General features: G+C 46.4%; 22 protein-coding genes. 7 read left to right on the top strand and 15 right to left on the bottom strand.

What is annotated here, in order from left to right; all coding sequences use genetic code 11:
* Positions 1 to 95 precede the first annotated feature (95 nt).
* Both murB and IS446_RS02530 read right to left on the bottom strand, forming a co-directional pair.
* On the bottom strand, positions 96 to 1,115 hold the full coding sequence (murB, locus tag IS446_RS02535; RefSeq protein WP_203058245.1) for a UDP-N-acetylmuramate dehydrogenase: 1,020 nt from the start codon (positions 1,113 to 1,115) through the stop codon (positions 96 to 98).
* Positions 1,108 to 2,298 (bottom strand): pyridoxal phosphate-dependent aminotransferase, encoded by a 1,191-nt coding sequence (locus IS446_RS02530; protein ID WP_203058242.1) that lies wholly within the window; start codon positions 2,296 to 2,298, stop codon positions 1,108 to 1,110. The genes murB and IS446_RS02530 overlap by 8 nt, the downstream gene beginning before the upstream one ends.
* Before the next feature lie 156 nt (positions 2,299 to 2,454).
* On the opposite strand from IS446_RS02530, the gene IS446_RS02525 reads away from it, so the two are divergent.
* From IS446_RS02525 to IS446_RS02515, 3 genes are all read left to right on the top strand, one after another.
* Positions 2,455 to 3,792, top strand: a complete 1,338-nt coding sequence (locus tag IS446_RS02525) for an aspartyl protease family protein (protein ID WP_235996376.1) — start codon at positions 2,455 to 2,457, stop codon at positions 3,790 to 3,792.
* Positions 3,793 to 3,875: 83 nt separating this feature from the next.
* Positions 3,876 to 5,720, top strand: coding sequence for a CBS domain-containing protein (locus IS446_RS02520; RefSeq protein ID WP_203058240.1), 1,845 nt, complete (start codon positions 3,876 to 3,878; stop codon positions 5,718 to 5,720).
* On the top strand, positions 5,710 to 6,903 hold the full coding sequence (locus tag IS446_RS02515; RefSeq protein ID WP_203058235.1) for a M14 family metallopeptidase: 1,194 nt from the start codon (positions 5,710 to 5,712) through the stop codon (positions 6,901 to 6,903). The genes IS446_RS02520 and IS446_RS02515 overlap by 11 nt, the downstream gene beginning before the upstream one ends.
* A 68-nt stretch (positions 6,904 to 6,971) precedes the next feature.
* Here the strand turns inward: IS446_RS02515 and IS446_RS02510 are convergent, their stop codons facing one another.
* Together IS446_RS02510 and IS446_RS02505 are read right to left on the bottom strand one after the other, a co-directional pair.
* On the bottom strand, positions 6,972 to 7,400 hold the full coding sequence (locus IS446_RS02510) for a hypothetical protein (RefSeq protein ID WP_203058233.1): 429 nt from the start codon (positions 7,398 to 7,400) through the stop codon (positions 6,972 to 6,974).
* Between the two features lie 76 nt (positions 7,401 to 7,476).
* Complete coding sequence (locus IS446_RS02505) at positions 7,477 to 7,863, bottom strand: DUF1573 domain-containing protein (protein ID WP_203058231.1); 387 nt, start codon at positions 7,861 to 7,863, stop codon at positions 7,477 to 7,479.
* Between the two features lie 129 nt (positions 7,864 to 7,992).
* Between IS446_RS02505 and IS446_RS02500 the strand changes: the two genes are divergently transcribed.
* Entirely contained in the window at positions 7,993 to 10,626 is a 2,634-nt protein-coding gene (locus IS446_RS02500) for a valine--tRNA ligase (protein WP_203058229.1), read from the top strand.
* 96 nt (positions 10,627 to 10,722) lie between these two features.
* On the opposite strand, the gene IS446_RS02495 is transcribed toward IS446_RS02500, so the two are convergent.
* The 6 genes from IS446_RS02495 to rsfS all read right to left on the bottom strand — a co-directional run bounded on the left by IS446_RS02495 (position 10,723) and on the right by rsfS (position 15,576).
* On the bottom strand, positions 10,723 to 10,998 hold the full coding sequence (locus tag IS446_RS02495; RefSeq protein WP_203058225.1) for an acyl-CoA-binding protein: 276 nt from the start codon (positions 10,996 to 10,998) through the stop codon (positions 10,723 to 10,725).
* A gap of 3 nt (positions 10,999 to 11,001) precedes the next feature.
* The gene (locus IS446_RS02490) at positions 11,002 to 11,652 is read right to left on the bottom strand and encodes a phosphatidylserine decarboxylase family protein (RefSeq protein ID WP_203058224.1); all 651 of its coding nucleotides are present in this window, start codon (positions 11,650 to 11,652) and stop codon (positions 11,002 to 11,004) included.
* A complete protein-coding gene (locus tag IS446_RS02485) occupies positions 11,642 to 12,457 on the bottom strand; it encodes a phosphatidate cytidylyltransferase (protein ID WP_203058223.1) in 816 nt (271 codons plus the stop codon). The genes IS446_RS02490 and IS446_RS02485 overlap by 11 nt, the downstream gene beginning before the upstream one ends.
* 1 nt (position 12,458) lies before the next feature.
* On the bottom strand, positions 12,459 to 13,067 hold the full coding sequence (locus tag IS446_RS02480; RefSeq protein WP_203058222.1) for an LUD domain-containing protein: 609 nt from the start codon (positions 13,065 to 13,067) through the stop codon (positions 12,459 to 12,461).
* A 113-nt stretch (positions 13,068 to 13,180) separates the two neighbouring features.
* On the bottom strand, positions 13,181 to 15,178 hold the full coding sequence (ftsH, locus tag IS446_RS02475) for an ATP-dependent zinc metalloprotease FtsH (protein WP_203058215.1): 1,998 nt from the start codon (positions 15,176 to 15,178) through the stop codon (positions 13,181 to 13,183).
* A 29-nt stretch (positions 15,179 to 15,207) separates the two neighbouring features.
* Positions 15,208 to 15,576: a ribosome silencing factor gene (gene rsfS / locus IS446_RS02470; protein WP_203058207.1), complete on the bottom strand. Its 369-nt coding sequence runs from the start codon at positions 15,574 to 15,576 to the stop codon at positions 15,208 to 15,210.
* A 94-nt stretch (positions 15,577 to 15,670) separates the two neighbouring features.
* On the opposite strand from rsfS, the gene IS446_RS02465 reads away from it, so the two are divergent.
* A complete protein-coding gene (locus tag IS446_RS02465) occupies positions 15,671 to 16,402 on the top strand; it encodes a biotin--[acetyl-CoA-carboxylase] ligase (RefSeq protein WP_203058193.1) in 732 nt (243 codons plus the stop codon).
* Positions 16,403 to 16,709: 307 nt separating this feature from the next.
* Here the strand turns inward: IS446_RS02465 and IS446_RS02460 are convergent, their stop codons facing one another.
* The 3 genes from IS446_RS02460 to pyrE form a co-directional block, all read right to left on the bottom strand.
* Positions 16,710 to 17,192 carry a glutathione peroxidase gene (locus IS446_RS02460; protein WP_203058191.1) on the bottom strand — a complete coding sequence of 161 codons (483 nt, stop codon included), beginning with the start codon at positions 17,190 to 17,192 and terminating at the stop codon, positions 16,710 to 16,712.
* Between the two features lie 182 nt (positions 17,193 to 17,374).
* Positions 17,375 to 17,767, bottom strand: a complete 393-nt coding sequence (locus IS446_RS02455; RefSeq protein WP_203058190.1) for an SRPBCC family protein — start codon at positions 17,765 to 17,767, stop codon at positions 17,375 to 17,377.
* Positions 17,764 to 18,417 carry an orotate phosphoribosyltransferase gene (gene pyrE / locus IS446_RS02450; protein ID WP_203058188.1) on the bottom strand — a complete coding sequence of 218 codons (654 nt, stop codon included), beginning with the start codon at positions 18,415 to 18,417 and terminating at the stop codon, positions 17,764 to 17,766. The genes IS446_RS02455 and pyrE overlap by 4 nt, the downstream gene beginning before the upstream one ends.
* Before the next feature lie 88 nt (positions 18,418 to 18,505).
* Here pyrE and IS446_RS02445 point away from each other — a divergent pair, with 88 nt between their 5' ends.
* Positions 18,506 to 19,027 (top strand): NUDIX hydrolase, encoded by a 522-nt coding sequence (locus tag IS446_RS02445; RefSeq protein ID WP_317192152.1) that lies wholly within the window; start codon positions 18,506 to 18,508, stop codon positions 19,025 to 19,027.
* Here IS446_RS02445 and IS446_RS02440 read toward each other — a convergent pair.
* Positions 19,008 to 20,759, bottom strand: coding sequence for a M14 family metallopeptidase (locus IS446_RS02440; RefSeq protein WP_203058186.1), 1,752 nt, complete (start codon positions 20,757 to 20,759; stop codon positions 19,008 to 19,010). The two genes, IS446_RS02445 and IS446_RS02440, sit on opposite strands and share 20 nt — an antisense overlap.
* A 193-nt stretch (positions 20,760 to 20,952) precedes the next feature.
* Between IS446_RS02440 and IS446_RS02435 the strand changes: the two genes are divergently transcribed.
* On the top strand, positions 20,953 to 22,545 hold the full coding sequence (locus IS446_RS02435) for a SulP family inorganic anion transporter (protein ID WP_203058184.1): 1,593 nt from the start codon (positions 20,953 to 20,955) through the stop codon (positions 22,543 to 22,545).
* Positions 22,546 to 22,752: 207 nt separating this feature from the next.
* On the opposite strand, the gene coaD is transcribed toward IS446_RS02435, so the two are convergent.
* On the bottom strand, positions 22,753 to 23,220 hold the full coding sequence (gene coaD, locus IS446_RS02430; protein ID WP_203058181.1) for a pantetheine-phosphate adenylyltransferase: 468 nt from the start codon (positions 23,218 to 23,220) through the stop codon (positions 22,753 to 22,755).
* Between the last annotated feature and the right edge of the window lie 27 nt (positions 23,221 to 23,247).

Here is a 23,247-nt window from a genome sequence, read left to right as displayed (position 1 = left end):
ACAGAATTACTAAGTAACAAAATAATAATGCTTTTGCCATGAGCAAAGGTATCAATTTAATGTAATACGCTGAGGGTCAGCGTGAAGAAGGGGGGTTAAAATATATTGACCTCGGGGGTTATAGAGATGCCGTAGGTTTGCTGTACTTTCTCCTGTACGTATCTTGAAAGTCTCAGGATGTCGGATCCACTGGCGTTACCGTGGTTCACCAATACCAGGGCCTGTTTCTCATGTACGCCGGCATCGCCCTCCCGATAGCCTTTGAGTCCGCACTGGTCAATAAGCCAACCTGCGGGAACCTTTACCATATCGGTTCCGGCGGGATAATGAGGGAGCTCGGGACTATTTTCTAGTAGTTTTTCGAAGGTGGCTTTCGGGAGGATGGGGTTTTTAAAGAAACTACCGCTGTTGCCCAGTTGAGCAGGGTCGGGAAGTTTGCTTTGCCTTATGGCAATAACTGCCCTGGAGACATCTCCGATCTCCGGGTTGTTGATCCCCATTCGTTCCAGCTCGTTGGTTATGGCCCCGTATGCGGTATTTATTTTATGATGTCCTTTGGTGGTGAGCTCCATGGTCACCGAAGTGATCACGTACTGGCCTTTGATCTCCCTTTTGAAGATCGAGTCGCGGTATCCGAATTGACATTCTTCTAGGGTGAAGGTTCTAAGATCTCCGGTGCTTACAGACATGGCCTCACAGCTGTGAAAAACGTCTTTGAGCTCCACCCCGTAGGCTCCGATGTTCTGTACAGGGGCGGTACCGGTATTTCCGGGGATAAGCGACATGTTCTCTACCCCGCCAAGGTCGTTGGCAATAGCCCAAAGCACGAATTCATGCCAGGATTCACCTCCTGCAACTCGTACAAGGGCCTTCTCTTTGGTCTGTGAGATGATCTCAATGCCCTTGAGTGCGATGTGTATCACGGGGCTGGTGATCTCCCGGGTGAGTAGCATATTGCTTCCCCCACCCAGGATGAATTTTTCACCCGGGGCGTTAAGTAGGGCCTCGCGCAGATCTTCTACCGTTTTTGCAGAGAAGAATTGAGCGGCCTTGACATCAATGCCAAAGGTGTTGTATGGTTTTAGTGATACGTTCTTTTGAAAAAGATTATCCATTGTATTTTTTGAGGCCTTCTTTCAGGATGTTTACTGCCTTTGAAAGGTCTTCCTTTTTCAGGACATATGCAATACGCACCTGGTTCGATCCGATCCCCGGTGTGGAATAAAAGCCTGCAGCCGGAGCAACCATGATGGTCTCCCCGTCAATGTTGAAATCTTCTAAAAGCCATTTAGCAAAATCGTCGGCATCTTCCACCGGAAGTTCGGCGATACAATAAAAGGCGCCTTGCGGAACGGCTACTCTTACGCCATCGATCTCAGAAAGTTCCTTGATCAACAGGTCTCTGCGTTCTACATACTCTGTGATCACCTCGTCGAAATAGCTCTGAGGCGTTTCGAGAGCTGCCTCTCCGGCGATCTGCGCAAAGGTAGGGGGAGAGAGTCGTGCCTGGGCAAATTTGAGAGCCGTGGTCATGACTTCCTTATTTCTGGAGATCATATATCCGATTCGTGCCCCGCACATGCTGTAGCGTTTAGAAACCGAGTCGACAACGATGGCATGATCGTCAAGGTCTTTGCGCTCCAGTATGGATACGTGCGACCTGCCGTCGTAGGTAAACTCGCGGTATACTTCGTCTGCGATCAGGAAGAGGTCGTATTTTTTTACCATGGCTGCAAGCTCTGCGATCTCTTCTGCAGAGTACAGGTAACCGGTCGGGTTGCCGGGGTTGCAGATGAGGATAGCACGTGTTTTTGACGTAATAAGCTTTTCGAACTCTGCAATAGGAGGCAGGGCAAAATTATCTTCGATCTTGGAAACTACCGGGACCACCGTCACTCCCGATGCCGTAGCAAATCCGTTGTAATTGGCGTAAAAGGGTTCAGGGATGATCACTTCATCTCCCGGGTCACAAATGCTTCCCATGGTGAATAACAAAGCTTCCGATCCACCTGTGGTGACAATGATCTCTTCCGGTTTTACTGCAATACCCTTTTGGTTAAAGTTTTCTGCGATCTTACTGCGGTAAGAGGCTGTACCTTCACTTGGACTGTAAGCGAGTACTTCCAGCGTGTTGTTCTTTATCGCGTCAAGCGCTACCTGCGGGGTTTTGATATCAGGCTGACCTATATTCAGGTGGTATACGTGTGTTCCTTTTTTCTTAGCAGCTTCTGCAAAGGGAACTAATTTTCTAATTGGAGATTCGGGCATCGCCTGGCCCTTGGTTGAAATTTGTGGCATATCCTTCCGGTTTAACGCCAGCAAATTTGCAAAATATATTTCAATATTATAGCCGGTTTTCAGGGTAAAATTCCGCTCGTTAAAGTGTGTTAAACAGATAGTCAAAAGCTATAATAATGTGTATCTTGAATAGCATTCATCAATCTATTGTCAATTTTGCGTTCAATCCAAGTCATATGGATATTCTTTGCGTTGGCCTTTTCTTCATTACAGGCCCAGCAGGGATATCATTTAAAGGCAGGTGAGAGCCGGGAGACCATCCGTTTTCAATTCATCAATAACCTGATCATTGTTCCCGTAGAAGTTAACGGGGTAGCGTTGTCGTTTATTCTCGATACCGGAGTAAGCACGCCTATTATGTTCAATGTGACCGGAGAGGAAGGACTCGAACTTCGCAATGCCGAAACCATTATGGTTAAGGGATTAGGGGAGGGGGAGCCCATCAAGGCTGTCAGGTCTACAGGGAATACGTTCAGGCTGAAGAACCTGATGAACAGCCGCCAGGAGTTGTATATGCTCCTGGACAGTGATATTAATTTTTCACCCCAATTGGGGATTCCTATTCACGGGATCATAGGTTACGATCTCCTCAAGAATTTTATTGTGGAAGTGAAATACAACCGTAAGGTTCTGCGATTTCATGATCCGGAGGAATACCGATATAAGAATTGCAAGAACTGTGAAACCTATCGTCTGGACATTATTGGGAACAAACCATTTGTTAAGGCTGAGGTCGGGTTTGGTGAAGAAGGGAATACCCCGGTGTACCTGTTGGTAGACAGTGGTAGCTCTGATGCATTGTGGCTTTTTGAGAACAGCGACAGAGGGATCGAAGTTCCCGAAAAGCATTTTGACGACTACATGGGCAGGGGGCTCAGTGGAGAGGTCTACGGCAAGCGCTCCAGGATCGATCGGTTTCAGATCGGGAATTTTGAGTTCGAAGATGCCAAGGTGGCATTTCCCGATTCGACCAGTGTGCAGCACATTACGTTTTCTGGTGGCCGCAGTGGTAGCCTGGGGTCGGAGATCCTCAAGCGTTTCAACCTCGTCATCGATTATCCGTATGAACGTATCACCCTCACGAAGAATTCCAATTTTAAAGATCCTTTTCACTACAACATGAGCGGTATCGAGCTGGAACATAACGGCATGCGTATGGTGGCCGAAACGACAATGTCTAATCTCGGTACCGTGTTCAAGGACCGTTCGGGAACTAACGATGGGGGTGTTGTTTTTTCGATGTCCAAAGCCCTTTCCCTGCAGTTAAAACCGGCCTTACAGATCGCTGCCCTTAGAGAAGAAAGTCCAGCGAAGGAAGTTGGTCTGCGGGAAGGAGATGTGCTCCTGAGTGTAAATGGAAAAGAAACCCATAATTTCAATATTCAGGAGGTAAAAGAAATGCTGAATAAAAAGCCGGGAAAAACCGTGCGTCTCGAGGTGGACCGCAATGGTGAGCGGTTAACCTTTGCCTTCACGCTTCGCGAAGTCCTTTAATTGATTTTCAATCCTTTCGAGTTGATAATTATCATAGAATTCATCGGGGATTTGGACTAATTTCCTGCAGGAAAATCTGGGATATGGGAATTAAAGTCGTGCGTAAAATTGACTCTGTCGAAGAGCGTAAACGCTATAACGAGCATTTGCTCGCCGATATTCGGGCGTTAGAAACCATTTGCCGGCAAGGCCTCATCGAAGAAGATGTGGTTCGTATCGGCGCCGAGCAGGAATTGTGTTTGGTAGACCGCAACTGGTATCCGGCACCTCTGGCCATGGAATTACTGGAAAGGCTCGATAACGAACGTTTTACTACGGAGATCGCCAAATACAACCTGGAGATCAATCTGGATCCGCTCGTGTTAGAGGGGAAATGCTTCAGGACGCTCTTGCGCGGACTGAGGGCCGACCTTAAATACGTGGCCGAAAAAGGAGCAGAGCTGGATACTAAAGTGCTGCTCACGGGTATTCTGCCCACTATTAGCCTGAAGCATCTGCGTATAGATTATATGGCTCCTATAGACCGGTATCACGCTTTGAATAAGCTCATGCGTGAACTGCGCGGGCGGGAGTTCGATCTGCATATCAAGGGCATTGATGAGGTATCCCTTAAACACGATTCGGTATTGTTCGAAGGGTGTAATACGAGCTTTCAGGCCCACCTGCAGATAGGTGCCAAAGATTTCTGCAATAGTTATAACTGGGCGCAGATGATCTCCGGACCAGTGTTGAGTATCTGTACCAATTCTCCTTTATTACTGGGAAAAGAGCTCTGGGATGAGACCCGTATCGCACTTTTCACCCAAAGTATTGATACCCGGGCGAGTTCGTTTTACCTGAATGAACGGGAAGCCCGCGTTAGCTTTGGCGATAACTGGGCGCCGGAGAATGTTGCCGACCTGTTCAAACAGGAGGTACTGCGTTTTCGCAGCTTGTTAACTTCCGATTTTGAAGGCTTTAGCGATGAACAGCTGGCCGAAGGAAAGATCCCTAAGCTCAAGGCGCTTAACCTGCATAACGGAACCATATACCGCTGGAATCGCGCTTGCTATGGGGTTACCGAAGGAAAACCACACCTGAGGATCGAGAACAGGTACCTGCCTGCCGGACCTACCGTGACCGATGAGGTGGCCAATATGGCGTTTTGGGTAGGACTCATGAAAGGGCGTCCGAAGCAATATGATGACCTTCATCTTAAATACGATTTCCGTGATGTGAAAAGTAATTTTCTTCAGGCGGCGAGACACGGAATGGCGACGCGGTTTCATTGGGCCGGCGAATTGATCGCCGCCGATACGCTACTCGAAGAGGTCCTGATCCCAATAGCTTACAGAGGACTTATAGATTGTGGGGTGGATCATGAAGACGCCTCCTACTTCCTGAGGGTGATCCGTAACCGCATCCACCATCAGGATGGTAGTACCTGGATGCGTAAAAGCTACCGTGCCCTGAGAACCCATATGAAGAAAACCGATGCCTGCAGGGCGCTTAGTGCAGCCATTCACACCTATCAGTTCAGGGGGATTCCCGTATCGGCCTGGAAGGTGTTGAAAGAGGATATGGATATAAAGCTGGAATCAGAAAAGTACGTTAATCAATATATGAACCGTAATGTGCAAACGGTAAGGATCGACGATAATGCGGGGTTCATTGAACAGTTGATGCTTTGGCGCGGGATCCATCATATGCCGGTGATCGATGATAAGGGGGTGTTACGAGGGATCGTGACCACGACCGATCTCGACCAGACCGAAGGCGACCTGGAGCAGTTATGCGTGGCCAGTATTATGAAAAAGAATGTGATCACCATTTCTCCATACGAACACATAAGCAAGGCGCGAGAGATGCTGTTGCTTCATCATATCGGGAGCTTACCCGTAGTTCAGGAGGGATACCTGGTAGGAATAATAACCAAGAATGATGTCTGAAACCAAATCGACCATACTACCTGTAGCTAAAGATATAAACAGGGTGATCTATGAACATTACGAAAGTGCCGAAGCCCCTTGTGTGGTTGTGTTTTGTGGTGTTCACGGGAATGAACAAGCCGGACTTAAGGCCGTGGCCCGCATGAAGGATGCGCTGAGAGCGGCAAACTTTAAAGGGTCGCTTTATATCTTAAGCGGGAATATTCCCGCCATTAGACGCGGACAGCGTTTTATAGATAAGGACCTTAATCGCGTGTGGTCAAGAAACCTATTTTCAGGTCCTGTTCTGGGAGGCACCAAGGTCTCAGAACACAAGGACCGCCGGGAATTGCTCGGGATCATCTCCGATATAAGCAATCACGTAAAAGGCCCCTTATATTTTATTGATATTCATACCACCTCTGCGGCCTCCATACCTTTTATCACCATAGACGATGCCTTGATCAACCGACGGTTTACCTCGGTATTTCCTGTGCCGGTGGTGCTGGGTATCGAAGAATACTTGCGGGGTGCCTTGCTTAGCTTTATCAACCAGCTGGGGTTTGTGAGTCTCGGATTTGAAGCGGGAAGTCACGATGCAGAACAATCGGTGTTGAATGCCGAGAGTTTTCTTTGGCTGGTGTTGGATGTAGCAGGCGTTTTGGAGTTGCCAGAAGGAGTTGGAGTTGCCCATCGAAAACGTCTGGCCGATATTACCCGGGGTTACCAGAATTTCTATGAGGTCACCTTTCGCTATGCCCTTAAACCTGACGAAGGCTTTAAGATGTTTCCCGGATTTCAGAATTTCCAATCCATAGAAGAAGGCGCATTATTGGCAGAAAGTAAAGGGCAGACCCTGGTAGCCCCGGAATCGACCATCATATTTATGCCGCTCTATCAGCAGCAGGGGGAAGACGGCTATTTTTTTGTTAGAAAAGTACCTTATCCGATGCTCAAACTTTCGGCCTTGTTCAGGTTGATGAAATTAGACAGTTTGCTGGCAGCGCTGCCAGGGGTGGAGTGGATCGACAGTACAAAGAACGGATTAAGGGTCGATCTTAAGGTGGCGCGTTTTATGGCTAAGTCGGTCTTTCACCTGCTGGGCTACCGCGAAGTACAGGAAGATAAAGACCATTTGCTGGTGTACAACCGGGAACGGGAGTCTAAAAAAGACCGTTATCCGTTTCGGTATTCTAAGCATTGATCTTAAGGCGGAATCAGAATTTGTGAACCGTTTTCTTGAGATGCTACTTTCCGAAGTGCGCCTTATTGCTAATCGTAAAAGAAGGCCCGGGTAGCCTGATTTAATAAGACCTGGCCATCAATTCCTTTTTCGATCCCCAGGAAGGTTCCTCTTTTTAGATCTACCGGAATAATTGTCTTCACATCATTTATAAGAATGGTAAATGATAACGTAGCTTTTTCTGAAATTACCCATGTGCTTTCCCGTGTTTTATTCCGATAGATCACGATGGTGTCTCCTTTCTTGTAGGCAGTATAAGTGAAATCGGTAATTCCGACCGATTTATCGCTATCCAGAATTTCATGCTGAAACACCTTGCGGTCGTTAATGTGAAAGCTAACCGTATCGTTGTCAAAATAATCCTGGAAATGCAGGCTAAATATAAATTCATGATCTGACTGGCTATTCATATTTAGCGTGAACGCGATGGAAGCGAGTAGGCTGATCATAATTTTCATATCGGAAGAGGAGTGTTTTTTATTGTTATAAAAAAAGGCCCGCGATGGCGAGCCTTTTGGTGTGTTAAGCAGGTGTTTATTTTCCTGAGTCCGGCATTACTTGCCCCTTAATTTTTAATGGGACTTTAGGGGTAGCGGCATTAGAAGTTACCATGATGGTCTTTCTGATATGCCCAACTCTTTGCGTGTCGTATTTAACTTCGATCTGGCCAGTTGCTCCTGGCATGATCGGTTCTTCCGGTTTCTTCGGGATGGTGCATCCGCAGGATGAAGTTACTTTAGAGATGATCAAAGGAGCGTCTCCAGTATTCGTGAATTCGAACACACGTATTCCATCACTGCCTCGGGCGATCTCACCGTAGTCGATAACATCGCTCTTAAATTCGATCTTGGCTACTTTTTCCTGTGCAGACACACTGAGGTAGGTGAGTCCCACAAATAAAAGCATTAGTAATTTTTTCATCATTATAAGATTTAAGTGAAAAGTAAATGTAATCGATTTTAGACAGTCTTCAAAATTTAATCTTTTCTTTTAAAATCCTGCCCTTATGGCTACTTTTGCAACTTTAATGCCAAAACACAGTTTCCGAAGATGAATATTCCTTCTAAATACGAGGCCAATACCGTTGAGGGTAAGTGGTATGAATACTGGATGCAGCACAATTATTTTCGCTCGGTACCTGATGGTAGGGAGCCTTACACCATTGTAATTCCTCCGCCAAACGTGACCGGGGTATTGCACATGGGGCATATGCTCAACAATACCATACAGGATGTCCTGATAAGAAGGGCAAGACTCAAAGGGTTTAACGCCTGTTGGGTGCCCGGAACCGATCACGCATCTATCGCAACCGAAGCCAAGGTAGTGGCCCGATTGAAGGAGCATGGGATCAATAAGAGCGACCTTACCCGTGAAGAATTTCTGAAACACGCCTGGGACTGGACAGAAGAGTACGGAGGAGTGATCCTGGAGCAGCTTAAAAAATTGGGATGCTCATGTGATTGGGATCGTACTAAGTTTACGATGGACGACGATATGTCGACCTCGGTGATCAAGGTGTTCGTTGACCTCTATGAAAAGGGACTCATCTATCGCGGTCATCGCATGGTGAACTGGGATCCGGAAGCCAAGACCACCCTTTCTGATGAGGAGGTGATCTACGAAGAACGTCAGGGGCTGTTATATTACCTGGAATACTCGATCGTTGGAAGTGATGAAAAAGTGACCATTGCCACGACGCGTCCGGAAACCATCCTTGGAGATACTGCTATCTGTATTAATCCTAACGATGAGCGTTATACCCACCTTAAAGGGAAAAAGGCTATCGTACCATTGGTGAACAGGGAGATCCCGATCATCGAAGATGAGTATGTAGACCTGGAATTCGGTACGGGATGTCTTAAAGTGACCCCGGCCCACGATGAGAACGATAAGGTGTTAGGGGAGAAGCATCAACTGGAGGTGATCGATATCTTTAACGACGATGCCACCCTGAACAGCTTCGGAATGCATTACGAAGGCATGGATCGCTTTGATGTGCGTAAGGCGATCTCTAAAGAACTGGAACAAAAAGGATTTTTGGTAAAGACCGAAAACCACGTCAATAAAGTAGGAACCTCAGAGCGTACCAAGGCAGTTATCGAGCCCCGACTTTCTGAGCAGTGGTTCCTGAAAATGGAAGAGTTGGTGAAGCCTGCGATCAAAGCGGTGCTTGAAGATGAAGACGTAAAGCTCTTTCCTAAGAAATTTGAAAATACGTACCGCCACTGGATGGAGAATATCCGTGACTGGAACATTTCGCGCCAGCTGTGGTGGGGACATCAGATCCCTGCATGGTACTACGGCGACGGACAAAATGATTTCGTAGTGGCTGAAACGGTGGAGCAGGCCCTGGAAAAGGCTAAAGAGGCGACGGGTAATGCCGGTCTCACAGTAAATGACTTGAGACAGGAGGAAGATTCTCTGGATACCTGGTTCTCTTCGTGGTTATGGCCTATTAGTGTTTTCGGAGGTGTTTTGGAACCCGAAAATGAAGAGATCGAATATTACTATCCGACCAATGACCTGGTTACCGGTCCGGACATCCTCTTTTTCTGGGTGGCTCGTATGATCATTGCCGGTTACGAGTTTAGGGGAGAAAAGCCTTTTAGTAATGTATATCTCACCGGACTTGTTCGCGATAAGCAACGTCGTAAGATGTCAAAATCACTTGGGAATTCGCCCGATGCTCTAGGATTGATCAAGGAATACGGAGCCGATGGGGTTCGTGTTGGATTATTGCTGAGTTCTGCAGCGGGAAATGACCTGTTGTTCGATGAAGGCCTTTGTCAGCAGGGGAAAGGATTTGCCAATAAGATCTGGAATGCCTTCCGTTTGGTAAAAGGCTGGGAGGTAAGCGACACCCTGGAGCAACCGGAGGTAGCCAAGAGCGCTATTAGTTGGTATAAGAGCCGATTTAATGCTACCCTGGAAAATATTGAAGATCAATTTGATAAGTACAGGATCTCTGATGCGCTTATGGCGACTTATAAGCTTATTTGGGACGATTTCTGTTCCTGGCTGCTTGAGATGGTAAAGCCGGCCTATCAGCAACCTATCGATAAGAAGACCTATGAGGAGGTGCTTTCACTTTTTGAAGACAACCTGAAGATCCTTCATCCGTTCATGCCTTTCCTTACCGAGGAGATCTGGCAGCTTATGAAAGTGAGAACTCCCGAAGATGCGTTGATCATCGCATCATGGCCTGAAAAAGGAGCTGTAGATGCCGATCTTATCGCCGACTTTGATCTGGCAGCGGGGGTGATCTCCGGGATACGAAATATTCGTAAGGAGAAGAACATCGCCTTTAAGAACACTATCGACCTGATGGTGCTCAATAACGAAAAGGCAGGGACCCACTTAGATCCTGTGATCTCCAAGCTGGGGAATGTAGAAAACCTTACCTATGTGGAAGAGAAGCCGGAAGGGGCCTTGTCGTTCCGCGTGCGTTCCAACGAGTATTTTATTCCTGTGACAGGAGCCGTGAACGTAGAAGAGGAAATTCAAAAGCTGGAAGAAGAGCTTAAGTATACCGAAGGATTCCTGAAGAGTGTACAGAAAAAGCTTTCGAACGAGCGTTTTGTGAACAATGCTCCTGAGCAGGTAGTTGCCATGGAGAAGAAGAAAGAAGCAGATGCCAAGGCTAAGATCGAAACCCTTCGCGAAAGCCTCGCTTCATTGAAATAGTACGAATAACACATGTGCTGTTACAGGTGTGTCAGCATAAAAAAAGCCCGCTGTAGTCCAGCGGGCTTTTTTTTATGGTTTTTTTTCTTTTTGATTTTAGCTGTCGGTGAATGCTTTGCCAAAGTAGGAACTTACCAGGTCGGTGTATTTCTTTTTGGCTTCGTCTTCACTAATATTCCCCGCTTGAAATAGGGCATTGGTCTTAAAGGCATTGATGATAGCTCTTCGGCTACGTGGAGGAGCGTCACTGCTGGTAGCCTTTTTATAATAGGCGTATAGCCTAAGCAACAGATCGGCAGGCAAGGGCTCGTAGTAATTATTCATGAATTCTACGGCTTTGTTGAATTCTTTTTCCAAAGTGTCTTTTTCCATGTTCTATTTGCTTGCAATACGATCGATTCCTCCTTTAACTTTCTGGTTAAGGCTCACGTGTATTTTAGCATCAAGGGGCAGGAACAGGTCTACTCTGGACCCAAACTTAATAAATCCGGCATCTTCACCCTGGGTGACTTGCATGCCTTCTTTAGCGTAATTTACGATTCTTTTGGCAAGTGCACCGGCGATCTGTCTGTATAGGACCGCTCCAAAAACAGGGTTCTCTACCACGATGGTGGTACGTTCGTTCTCTTCTGAAGCTTTAGGATGCCAGGCAACGAGGTATTTCCCGGGATGGTATTTGCTGAATTTTACCAGACCGCTCAGGGCGTATCGGGTAACGTGTACGTTTACCGGAGACATAAAGATCGATACCTGTATGCGCTGGTCTTTGAAGTATTCTTTTTCGTATACTTCTTCGATCACCACGACCTTGCCATCTACTGGAGATACGATATGCTCATCTGAGAGCGCCCCCACTCGTTTTGGATTTCTGAAGAATTGCAGTACGGTAACCAGGAGCAATAGCAATACAACCTGCACGGTTTTCTGTATCCAATTAACCGGAATGTAATACTGAGCCAGCAAAATACCAATAATGACCGTTAACAGGGTCGCTACAATGATCTTATATCCTTCTTTATGAAACATAGGTGAAAATTTGCAGGGTTAAATAGGCAAATGGTGCTGCGAAGACCAAACTATCCAGTCGGTCTAATAATCCGCCGTGTCCGGGGAGAATAGCGCCACTGTCTTTCACGCCTGCCATCCGTTTAAATTTTGATTCGACAAGATCTCCCAGGGTACCGGCAATAACAACAACCATTCCCAGAGCGATCCAGTGTAACAAAGTTAATTCTTTCGTATATATGAATAAAAAATAGGAAGCAATTAATGCAAAAACGAATCCGCCCAGGAAGCCTTCAATGGTCTTTTTAGGGGATACCCTTTCAAAGAGTTTGTGTTTTCCGAAGGTACGCCCCACGAGATAAGCAAAGGAGTCGTTTACCCAGATCAGGATAAAGATCCCGATAATGAGCGACTTGGAAAATCCTTCATGGCTATAGGGGATCATGGTCAGGAAGATGCATCCGCCACCAATGTAGAACAGGGCGATAAAGAATTTTTGAAGATTCGAAAAGCGTGGCCTGTTATGGCTGTACAGCATTCTTACCATTAAAATATCGGTGATCAGGGTGCACACCAGAAGGATGCCGCTGATCAGGATCCTTTTAGGGAGTCCGTGTAAGAGATAGATGTGAAGCCACCAGAGAACCATGAATCCTAAAAAGATATAATACCCCTGCAGGCGTATGATCTTTTTAAACTCATAAAGACAGGTAAGACCAAATATCATGAAAAGGAAATCGAAGGCGTCGTCGCTAAGGAACACTGCCGCCAGTAACAGTAAAATATATAAAACACCAGTAATGGCGCGCTTTAAGAGTTCTCGCATCTTATAAATCTTCCAATAAGAGCAAATATAGGTTTTTTGAGGTACTCCCGTAAGACAGAAAATCTTTTTCTTCCTGGTTGCTGAAGTGTTTTATGGTGGTAATATTGGTAGGGATGTGCCCTTTGTTCTTCGATTTTATTCCGTGTAATCCTTCGCCCAAATTGTCAATGAGCTGACTCGTAGTGGCAAAGACGATAAAATTGTCGGGTAGATCGTGTAGTTTGCTTTCTTTGATCTGGTTCGAACTGATCAGGATCGATCCGTTATCGGCAACAAGATTTTCACATCGGGTGAGAAAAAGATTGGTATTGTAGCAGTGTGTGCGGCTGCCGATCTGGAAATTCCGGAACACAGAAGCCAGGTTGTCGTCGATACAACATACATCGTTAGGTGTCCAGGCATTTTCATTAAGGATATTTCGGAAGGCTTCCAATACTTCTTCCTTAGAGTCACAGTAAAGGAATTTGCCGCCGTTCTTTTTGAAGTTTATAGTGAATTTCTCATCGGTAGGTAATTGGACCTCAGGCATGAACTTGCCGCGCTCAGTGGCGACAGGAGTTTCCTTGTTTTTATTTTCTTTCGATCCAAAAAGTCGTCTGAAAAAGTTCATTTATGAATTTATGGGGGATGCAGATTTATAATGTTCTCTTTTCATAAAATTATGAAATCTGAACCGATAAAGTACAAAAAGGGCGTAAAAATTACCTTTACGCCCTTTTAAACTTATTCTTTTTCCTGAAGTTCTTCTTCCGGTTTTTCAGAATCGTCTTCATTTTTTGGAGTATTCTCCTCCTTTTCAAACGGACGTTTTCCGAAAATTCGCTCCAGGTCATCTTTAAAGATCACCTCTTTTTCAAGGAGTCTGTCGGCCAATGTGGTGAGCTTATCCTTGTTGTCTTCCAGGAGTTTAATGGCTCGCTGGTATTGTTCTTCTATAATGTTGGAGATCTCCTCGTCGATGGTCTTGGCAGTCTCTTCACTATACGGTTTTGAGAAGGTGTAGTCTGATTGCCCTGTTGAATCGTAATAGGTGAGATTCCCGATCTTGTCATTAAGTCCGTAAATAGTGACCATGGCACGTGCCTGTTTGGTTACCTTTTCCAGGTCGCTCAGTGCTCCCGTAGAGATCTTGTTGAACATCACTTTTTCTGCGGCACGGCCACCCATGGTCGCACACATCTCGTCGGCCATTTGTTCCGGTCTTACGATAAGGCGTTCTTCGGGCAGGTACCATGCGGCACCAAGACTTTGACCACGAGGAACGATGGTAACCTTCACCAGGGGAGCAGCGTGCTCCAATAACCAGCTTACGGTAGCGTGACCGGCTTCGTGGTATGCGATGGTCTTTTTCTCATCGGCGGTAATGATCTTGTTCTTTTTCTCCAGACCCCCTACGATACGATCTACTGCATCCAGAAAATCTTGCTTGTCTACGGCCTTCTTACCATTTCTCGCAGCGATCAGTGCCGCCTCATTACATACGTTGGCGATATCGGCGCCGGAGAATCCGGGAGTTTGCTTAGCAAGGAAATCCAGGTCCAGGGTTTCTGAATTTTTGATGGGTCTTAGGTGTACCTCGAAGATCTCTTTTCTTTCCCTGATATCGGGAAGGTCAACATAGATCTGGCGGTCGAAACGCCCGGCACGCATCAGTGCCTTGTCGAGGACATCGGCTCTGTTGGTCGCGGCAAGCACGATCACATTGGTGTTCGTTCCGAATCCGTCCATTTCGGTAAGCAGCTGGTTAAGGGTATTTTCCCTTTCGTCATTACTACCGGTGAAATTATTCTTACCTCTCGCTCTACCGATGGCATCGATCTCATCGATAAAGATGATGGCAGGCGATTTGTCTTTAGCTTGCTTAAAGAGGTCACGTACTCTTGAGGCACCAACCCCAACGAACATCTCTACAAAGTCTGATCCTGAAAGGGAGAAGAACGGCACTTTAGCCTCTCCCGCCACAGCTTTGGCGAGAAGGGTCTTACCGGTTCCCGGAGGTCCTACGAGGAGGGCTCCTTTCGGGATCTTACCACCAAGAGAGGTGTATTTTTCAGGATTCTTAAGGAAATCTACGATCTCCTGAACCTCTTCTTTCGCCCCTTCCAGTCCGGCAACGTCCTTAAAGGTTACCTTCATATCGGTCTTTTCGTCAAAGAGCTTAGCCTTCGATTTCCCGATATTGAATATCTGTCCGCCGGCTCCACCTGCAGCTCCTCCGGACATTCTACGCATCAGGAAGATCCAGATGGCGATGATCAGTACGAAAGGAAGCAGGGTGATCAAAAGATCTCCCAGTAAATTGGATTCCTGGTCAAATCGAACTTCAACGTTGTCTTTGATCTCCGGGTTCTCCTCTTTGATCTCCTTAATTCCGTCTTCAAAGTTTTTAGCATCTCCGAATTTTACCAGATACGAAGGTGCCTGAGAGGAACTTGGAAGCAGTGATTTTCCCTGTGCACTCTTATGAATGTCTTTATTGAGGGCTTCCTGTGTAAGGAAGATCTTTGCGCTTTTGGTGTTGTTTATTATGAGTATCTTCTCAATGTCGCCTTCCGCCAGGTACTGTTCCATCTTAGAAGGGGTGATCTCTGGTGGAGTCGACCAGCTGCTTCCTCCGGAAAACAATTGCATTCCGACAATGAAAAGCAGAATTACTCCATAGATCCAGTACGAACTGAACTTAGGCTTTTTTGGACTTGTATTGTTTGTGTCTTTTGCCATTTAATTCTTTAAGTTAATAGGTGTGGTGATTAATTCATGGGAACAGCAGTAACCTTGGCGTCTCCCCAAAGGCCTTCGATATCGTAATACTCGCGAATGTGCTTCTGGAATACGTGAACCACTACGTTCACGTAGTCGATCAAAACCCATTCGGCGTTATCAGTACCTTCAACGTGCCATGGTTTGTCTTTAAGATCTTTGCTGACTGTTTTTTGGATAGAATTTACGATGGCGTTTACCTGTGTGTTAGAGGTTCCGTTACAGATAATGAAGTAATCGCAAACCGTGTTGTCTAATTCTCTTAAATCTAAAATATTAACATCCTGTCCCTTTACTTCTTCAATCCCCTTTAAGATATGTGTGATCAACTGATCTGCGCTACTGCTCGTTTTTGCCATTAATTAATAGTATTTTCACAAAGTTATTATTTTTTTGTTTTTGGCCCTACCTCCATTAACATAAGATTACAACATAATAAATGATGGGCGCTGTATGAATTTAATCAAACTTGATGCCATTGATTCCACCAACACCTATTTAAGGCTGTTGGAGGCCCAGGTACCCCTGGAAGATTACACGGTGGTTATGGCCGACCGGCAGACTATGGGACGCGGACAAATGGGAACTACCTGGGAGACTGAACCCGGTAAAAACCTAACGTTTAGCCTGTATAAGGAGCTTTCGGGCCTGGATACCGAGCAGATGTTTACCTTGAGTATGGCCATTTCTCTGGCCGTTTATGACACCCTGAATCACTTTTCAGTGCCCGATGTCAAGATCAAATGGCCTAACGACATTTTGTCAGCAAACCACAAGGTGGGGGGTATTCTTATCGAAAATATCTTCAGGAATGCAAGGTTAAGCGCTGCAGTGATCGGGGTAGGACTCAACCTGAATCAAACAGAATTTCCCGGATTGCTCAACGCATCATCCCTCAAAAAGATCACCGGGGTGCACTATGTGCGGGAAGAAGTGCTCTATAAACTGGTCGACGAGTTTCGCAATTATATTCCCTGGATCAGGGAAGGTCGCTTCGATGCCCTTAAAACCCACTACGAGTCCCGGCTCTTCCGAAAGGATAAACCCTCAACCTTTAAAGATACCGAAGGCAAACTCTTTATGGGCTTCATTAAAGGGATCGATAAGGATGGTAAGCTACAGGTGTTGATGGAAGATGAGGTCATGGGGAGCTTTGATCTCAAAGAGATCACGTTGTTGTACTGAGTTACGATGTTACGTAGTTACAAGGTGACGCAGTGAAGCAGTGAAGCAGTGAAGCGGTGACGCAGTGAAGCGGTTACGAGGATTTTAAAACCCAAAATCCAAAACCCAAAATTCAACTTTCTTAGCCCTTAGCCCTTAGCCCTTAGCCCTTAACTCTTAACCCTTAGCTCTTTCCTCATTACTCTTGGTTCTTGGTTCTGTGATACGGTTATGCCCTCTTTCGCTAAAGCTCCAGAGGATGAAACTGTGATGCGGTTAGAAATAATCATCCACTCACCACTCCCTATTCACTACTCCCTCTCCCTACTCACCTTTTCAACACCCGTTGAATGTATCCTTCCATTTTCTCGGGTTTAGTGGTGGGAGAGAACCGCTTTACGGGTTTACCCTTCTTATCGATCACGAACTTGGTGAAATTCCATTTGATCCTGCTACCGAATAATCCGCCGGGAAGGCTGGATCGTAAGTGCTTAAAGATCGGATGGGCGTTTACCCCGTTCACTCTTACCTTTTCGAACATAGGAAAGGTTACCCCGTAATTCATTTCGCAGAACTCTTGTATTTCATCGGAAGATCCCGATTCCTGCTTGCCGAATTGGTTGCATGGAAACCCGAGGATCACCAGTCCGTCGTCCTTGTACTTCTGGTACAGTTTTTCTAAACCTTTGTATTGGGGAGTGAAGCCGCATTTGCTGGCCGTGTTAACCACTATAATGGTTTTCCCCTTATATGCGCTCATGTCCTGGGGTTCCCCGTTTAGCTTAAGGGCTTCGTGATCATAAAAGTTCATAGCGTTTCTTTTTAGCGCTAATTTAAACTATTCTTTGGTCTGATGCCATAGTGGTAAAGGTCGCTTTAACAATGGCGTGGTCACATTAGCCGGGAACCGGGCTACCGGCGAACTGAATGCAAAAAAATAACCCTACTCATCGGAGCAGGGTTATCCAGTTGTTTTTCTATATGCATATGGGACTACAATTTCCCCATATTTTCGGTAAGCGTATTGATGAAGGAAGTAATGGGGCCTTTGATCATCATTCCCATCATGGCATTGAATTCGCCATTAAATACCAGGTCTACTTCACTGGTAGATGCCGAAGTTTCTGCAATATTTGCGGTCAGGGTAAAAGGCAGCTTATCTGAAGCCGCTCCCAGGACGATCTGGTTGCTTGGGCTCTTTTCCTTGATCTTCAGTACGATCTCCGGCATGCCTTTGAGGGCGAAGAGGAATTTTTCTTCTTCCAGTACTTCGAACTTACTGATGCTTTCAGGCATAAGCTTTTCAAAGTTTTTTACATCCGCAAGAAAATCAAAGAGTTCAGAAGCTCCGAGGTTTACCTGAGTTTTTGGAGTGTCTATGGTCATTCTTTTTCAGTTTTATTCCAGGATTGTGGAGCTACTCTCCAGTCCTGAAGGGTGTGCAATTCTTTTTCTGTGATATAATGGGTGTCTACCGCCTGCTGCAACAGATTTTCATAGTTGCTCAAGGTGTGTAGTTGTATTTTTCGGTCTTCAAAGTTTTCGGTCGCCACATCAAAGCCATAGGTAAAGATGGCGATCATCCCTTTTACACGTGCACCTGCTTCTTCCAGGGCGGTAACGGCATTAAGGCTGCTCTTACCGGTACTTATAAGATCTTCTACCACCACCACGTTCTGTCCGGCCTCGAGAGCTCCCTCGATCTGGTTACCACGACCGTGCTTTTTAGGTTCGGGTCGTACGTATACGAAGGGGAGGTTGAGGTAGTCGGCCACCAGCATTCCAACGCCAATGGCACCGGTAGCAACTCCGGCGATCACATCGGGTGTGCCGTAGAGCTCTTCGATCTGTCTTGCCATCTGTTCTCTGACGTAGTTTCTTATGGGCGGATAAGAAAGGATGATGCGGTTGTCGCAATAGATGGGTGATTTCCAGCCTGAAGCCCAAGTGAAGGGATTTTTGGGATTCAACTTTATTGCCTTAATTTGCAACAAAAGCTCTGCTGTTTTCCTGGCGGTATCTTTGTTTAAAATCATGATGCAAATGTATGAAGTTTTTGTAAATGGACATCGCATTTTTTTGACCTCTGAACTTACTAAAGAAACCGATTTTAAGCTGTTTCTTATGGACACTGTAGATATCGCCGAGGTCATCGATCAGCTCGAAAAGGGCAGGATATCATCTGCCAGGATCTACCATCCCGATGCCGATAGCCTGCTGAAGAAATTCACCAAGAAAGTGCCTTTGGTCATCGCTGCCGGCGGACTCGCTCTGAATCCTGAGGGCGATACCCTGTTTATTTTCAGAAACGGAAAATGGGATCTTCCAAAAGGCAAGGTCGATAAGGGCGAGGCCATAGCCGATGCCGCTATTCGGGAGGTGGAAGAAGAAACCGGGGTTAAAAAGCTCAAGCTGGATCAGTTTCTTAAAAAGACCTACCATATCTTTAAGCGCAACGGGGTGTACAAACTAAAAGAGACCCATTGGTACCTTATGCATACCAAATACTCCGGGAAGCTTAAGCCCCAGGGGGAAGAAGGTATCGAAAAGGCCGTTTGGCTGGATGAGGGGGAGGCCAAAAAAGCCCTTGAGAATTCTTATGAGAATATCAAAGGCTTCTTTACTTCTAAGGCCGTTGCTTCATAATGCGGTATACCGGATAATTCAGGTGCGCTTTTTCGTAATTTTCAGATCGTTTGTGCAGCCAGTCCAGTTGGGCATACCAATTGGTTGCAAATTCAGGATCTTGCTCGCGTTTTAACCTGAATGCCTTAGCGAGTTCACTATTGGATTCCAGTAATGCTTTTGCTTTGTCTTCCCATACATACGGCGAAAATCCTTCCTTTTGTTGTAGTATCGTGTCAAAGAAATTCCAATTGAAGAAAGAGTCTGTCGCTTCCGGCTCCAGGGTTTCCAGAAGGTAGCGAATGCCTTTTTGCCTGGTTGGAACGCGGTAGTACATACCTGCTCTCAGGGTTACCATTGGGGTGGTGGTTTCCACCCGGGTGTTGTAGTGCTGGTAATGTCCTTCATAGGCCGAAGAGCGGGTTTTGTAATCTGCGATCCTGTAGGCTTCAACTTCCAGAACCGTATCGTTTTCTATGAGTTCCATTTCGATCGCATTCTCCCTGAGCAGGGTGATCACCTGGTGCCATCCCACCGGGATAAGATAGGCTTCGGGGATAGTGACCGCTTTCACCGGTTTAAATTGATCGCGATAGGCGACCTCTTTTTCAAAAGGCCGTGAGCGGTCGTATTTGAGTCGGTCCAATCCGGTAACCTCACTTTTAATGATATCGGCTTCATACCCCTTAAAGAGCAGGCTGCGTTGGGCCGTGGTGTCATTTTCCCAGGTCAGGGGGTAGGTGGTTGCAACGTAGAGTTCTTTCAATCGTTCCCGGCGAACGGTTCTGATGGTCTTGTAATTGGTTTCGGCGATCTCCAGCATGGACACCATGAGTTGATAGGTGCCTTCTACGCGGGGTTTGTAGGGTTTAAGCATGTGTGTTTCCACCATCATTCCCAGGGTGTTCCAAAGGGTGGTATAGCCCGTGGAATAGCGGGGTGAGTCAAAGAATTGAGAAAAGCCTTTTTCAGGAACCGAATTAAATACATTCACATACGGAGTAATGTCCCATTGTGCATCGAGGAGTTTGTTTTCCAGCTCAGGGCGAAGCTGCTTGTGGAGAAAATCTCCTGCTTGTCCTCCCAGTTTATTGTGTTGGGTAAATAGATGCGTCAGGGTATACTGGTAGTCGGCCCCGTTACTCACGTGGTTGTCGATAAAAATGTCTGGCTCCAGCTCGTGATAGATGCCTGCAAAGGCGCTGGCATTGCGGGTGTCTGACTTTATAAAATCCCTGTTGAGGTCATAGTTTCTGGCATTACCCCGGAATCCGTATGCTTCCGGGCCGTTCTGGTTGGTGCGGCTATGGCTGTTGCGATTCAAAGCACCTCCAATATTATAAACAGGGATGGTGGCCACTACTGTGTGTTGTAGGGCTGGGAGTTTGCCTGTGGCCAGGTCGCGAAAAAGCATCATGGTCGCATCGATACCATCGGGTTCCCCCGGGTGGATCCCGTTATTGATCAATACTGTGAGTGGTTTTTCTTCTTGCTCCTTGTTCACTGCTACGGCTTTTGGAGTGAAGGTCACCAGCATTAACGGCTCTTCGCTGTCGGTAAGGCCTTTTTGGGTAACCTTGATCTCCTCAAAACGTTCGGCCAGCATCTGGTAATACGCTACTACCTGGTTATATGTTGCGGTTTCTTTACCATCGGTGGCTTCGAATATGGTTTGAAGGTCGTTGGTGACATTTTGAGATCTTGTTTTGGTCAGAAAGAGTACAAGGGCGAGGAAGAATATTTTTTTCAGCATGTTGGTTTTTGCGATTTGAAACCAAAAATAGCGAATTCCTCCTGATGCCAAACCCTTGTTGTGAAGCTGTGGCGGTGGTGTTACGTGCTTGTTTTATTTACTTAATTGAAGTTCAGGGTGATGTACACAAAATAATATCTTGTCCATGTCAAAAATTGAAGTAGTTTTGCAGGCTTAAAAATTTATTGCATCGATGACAGAATTTATCAGAAAAAGGGCGGCCAACGCCAAGAATGATATTTTTAGTGGTTTAACCGTGGCCCTGGCCCTTATTCCGGAGGCGGTAGCCTTTGCCTTTGTGGCAGGAGTACCTCCATTGGTGGGGTTGTACGCAGCTTTTATGATCGGATTGATCACCTCGATCTTTGGAGGTAGACCGGGTATGATCTCCGGTGCTACCGGAGCCCTGGCGGTGGTTATGGTTACTTTGGTTGCCCAGGGTAACGCCATGGGAGCCGAAGGGGAGAACCTCGGATTGTACTACCTGTTCCTTACAGTGATCCTTATGGGGATCATTCAGATGCTTGCCGGGGTGCTTAAGCTCGGGAAATTTGTACGTCTTATTCCACACCCGGTAATGATGGGATTTGTAAATGGTCTTGCCATTGTGATCTTCCTTTCTCAGCTGGGCATGTTCAAGCACGTGGTTGATGGTGACCGCGTGTGGATGCAAGGTGCCGATCTGTGGCTCATGGTCGGATTTGTAGGGCTTACCATGTTGATCATGTGGGGACTTCCTAAACTGAATAAAAAACTTCCCGAGGCCCTTATAGCCATTCTGGTAGTTTCTGCGATTGTGATCTTTGGTGATCTGGATGTGGCCACCGTTGGTTCATTCATCAGAGACGGAGGTGGGGAAGGCCTTAAAGGTGGATTGCCACAATTCCAGTCGGATATATTTACCAAGGTGCCCTTGAACCTGGAGACCCTGAGATTCATCGGGCCGTATGCATTGATACTCGCTGCCATCGGACTTATAGAATCGCTTATGACCCTGAACCTTTTAGATGAGCTTACCGAAACCAACGGTAATTCTAACCGAGAGTGTATGGCTCAGGGAGGTGCCAATATCATCACCGGACTCTTTGGTGGTATGGGAGGTTGTGCCATGATCGGACAATCTATTATCAACATAAAAGGTGGTGGTAGAACCCGACTATCGGGGATCGTTGCGGCAGTAACCCTGTTGTTCTTTATCCTTTTTGCCAGTTCCCTTATCGAGCAGGTGCCTATTGCTGCCCTTGTAGGGGTGATGTTTATGGTGGTTATCGGGACCTTTGCGTGGAGTAGCTTTAGGATACTCAATAAGATCCCTATGAGTGACGCAGTTGTGCTTGTGGCGGTATCTTCGCTTACGGTATTCTTCGATCTCGCTATTGCTGTGATCGCCGGAGTAATTATCTCGGCTCTTGTATTTGCCTGGGAGAACGCCAAGCGTATTCGCGCCAGAAAGTACCTTCGTGAAGATGGTACTAAGGTTTACGAGATCTGGGGACCATTGTTCTTTGGTTCTATCCAGGCTTTTAGCAGTAAATTCGATGTGAAGAACGATCCGGAGTATGTAGAGATCGATTTTATAGAATCTCGTGTAACCGACCACTCGGCTATCGAAGCGCTCTTTAACCTGGTAGAGAAATACGAGCTCGCCGGGAAGAAGGTGAAGATAAAACACCTTAGTGAAGAATGTCAGCGATTAATGATCAAGGCTTCGCCAAGACTGGCCCAGGTCATTGAAGAAGATATAGACGATCCGCGCTATCACGTGATGGCCGATGTCATGAAATAATAAAAAAGGCTGCCCGTTAAGGCAGCCTTTTTTTTATGATCAAAGATTAAAGAGTCAAGATTAAATAGTAAAGAGTCGAGAGTCGAGAGTCCAGAATCGCGAGTGGTGAATGGTGAGTCGTGAGTCGTAAGAGCTGATTTCTCCCTTCCCACTACTAACTACTCCCTATTCCCTATTCCCTATTCCCTACTCCCTACTAACCACTAACTACTCCCCATTCCCATTTATTCGTACGGTCTCCGGCACGAGTCCGGAAACGTCTCCGCCGTTGCGAATTACGTCGCGAACAATAGAAGAAGAGATATAGCTCTTTCCTGATGAGGTGAGGAGGAAAACCGTCTCGATCTCACTGAGCTTCCTGTTGGTGTGAGCAATGGCCTTTTCAAATTCGAAGTCGGCCGGATTGCGCAGGCCACGAAGAATGAATTCGGCTTCCACCTTCTTGCAGAAATCCACCGTAAGGCCTTCATAGGTCATAACACGGATCTTTTTTTCGTGTTTAAAGGCCTCCTCTACAAAACGCTTGCGCTCTTCGAGGGAGAACATGTATTTTTTATCGGCATTGATCCCGATGGCAATAATGAGCTCATCGAACAGGGTAACACCTCTGCTAATGATATCGTAATGCCCCAGGGTTATGGGATCAAAGGATCCCGGGAATATGGCTCTTCGCATAGCGATGATAAGGTTTGTGTAAAGTTA

This window comes from Robertkochia sediminum, assembly GCF_016786255.1.
Classification (GTDB): domain Bacteria; phylum Bacteroidota; class Bacteroidia; order Flavobacteriales; family Flavobacteriaceae; genus Robertkochia; species Robertkochia sediminum.
Note: the sequence above shows the minus strand (reverse complement) of the source record. Positions and strands in the feature narration are given on the sequence as shown.

Bases quoted from the DNA above. Each gene is read 5' to 3' on its own strand.
- murB (WP_203058245.1), bottom strand. From the start codon at position 1,115: ATGGATAATCTTTTTCAAAAGAACGTATCACTAAAACCATACAACACC.
- IS446_RS02530 (WP_203058242.1), bottom strand. From the start codon at position 2,298: ATGCCACAAATTTCAACCAAGGGCCAGGCGATGCCCGAATCTCCAATT.
- IS446_RS02520 (WP_203058240.1), top strand. From the start codon at position 3,876: ATGGGAATTAAAGTCGTGCGTAAAATTGACTCTGTCGAAGAGCGTAAA.
- IS446_RS02515 (WP_203058235.1), top strand. From the start codon at position 5,710: ATGATGTCTGAAACCAAATCGACCATACTACCTGTAGCTAAAGATATA.
- IS446_RS02510 (WP_203058233.1), bottom strand. From the start codon at position 7,400: ATGAAAATTATGATCAGCCTACTCGCTTCCATCGCGTTCACGCTAAAT.
- IS446_RS02505 (WP_203058231.1), bottom strand. From the start codon at position 7,863: ATGAAAAAATTACTAATGCTTTTATTTGTGGGACTCACCTACCTCAGT.
- IS446_RS02500 (WP_203058229.1), top strand. From the start codon at position 7,993: ATGAATATTCCTTCTAAATACGAGGCCAATACCGTTGAGGGTAAGTGG.
- IS446_RS02495 (WP_203058225.1), bottom strand. From the start codon at position 10,998: ATGGAAAAAGACACTTTGGAAAAAGAATTCAACAAAGCCGTAGAATTC.
- IS446_RS02490 (WP_203058224.1), bottom strand. From the start codon at position 11,652: ATGTTTCATAAAGAAGGATATAAGATCATTGTAGCGACCCTGTTAACG.
- IS446_RS02485 (WP_203058223.1), bottom strand. From the start codon at position 12,457: ATGCGAGAACTCTTAAAGCGCGCCATTACTGGTGTTTTATATATTTTA.
- IS446_RS02480 (WP_203058222.1), bottom strand. From the start codon at position 13,067: ATGAACTTTTTCAGACGACTTTTTGGATCGAAAGAAAATAAAAACAAG.
- ftsH (WP_203058215.1), bottom strand. From the start codon at position 15,178: ATGGCAAAAGACACAAACAATACAAGTCCAAAAAAGCCTAAGTTCAGT.
- rsfS (WP_203058207.1), bottom strand. From the start codon at position 15,576: ATGGCAAAAACGAGCAGTAGCGCAGATCAGTTGATCACACATATCTTA.
- IS446_RS02465 (WP_203058193.1), top strand. From the start codon at position 15,671: ATGAATTTAATCAAACTTGATGCCATTGATTCCACCAACACCTATTTA.
- IS446_RS02460 (WP_203058191.1), bottom strand. From the start codon at position 17,192: ATGAACTTTTATGATCACGAAGCCCTTAAGCTAAACGGGGAACCCCAG.
- IS446_RS02455 (WP_203058190.1), bottom strand. From the start codon at position 17,767: ATGACCATAGACACTCCAAAAACTCAGGTAAACCTCGGAGCTTCTGAA.
- pyrE (WP_203058188.1), bottom strand. From the start codon at position 18,417: ATGATTTTAAACAAAGATACCGCCAGGAAAACAGCAGAGCTTTTGTTG.
- IS446_RS02445 (WP_317192152.1), top strand. From the start codon at position 18,506: ATGGACACTGTAGATATCGCCGAGGTCATCGATCAGCTCGAAAAGGGC.
- IS446_RS02440 (WP_203058186.1), bottom strand. From the start codon at position 20,759: ATGCTGAAAAAAATATTCTTCCTCGCCCTTGTACTCTTTCTGACCAAA.
- IS446_RS02435 (WP_203058184.1), top strand. From the start codon at position 20,953: ATGACAGAATTTATCAGAAAAAGGGCGGCCAACGCCAAGAATGATATT.
- coaD (WP_203058181.1), bottom strand. From the start codon at position 23,220: ATGCGAAGAGCCATATTCCCGGGATCCTTTGATCCCATAACCCTGGGG.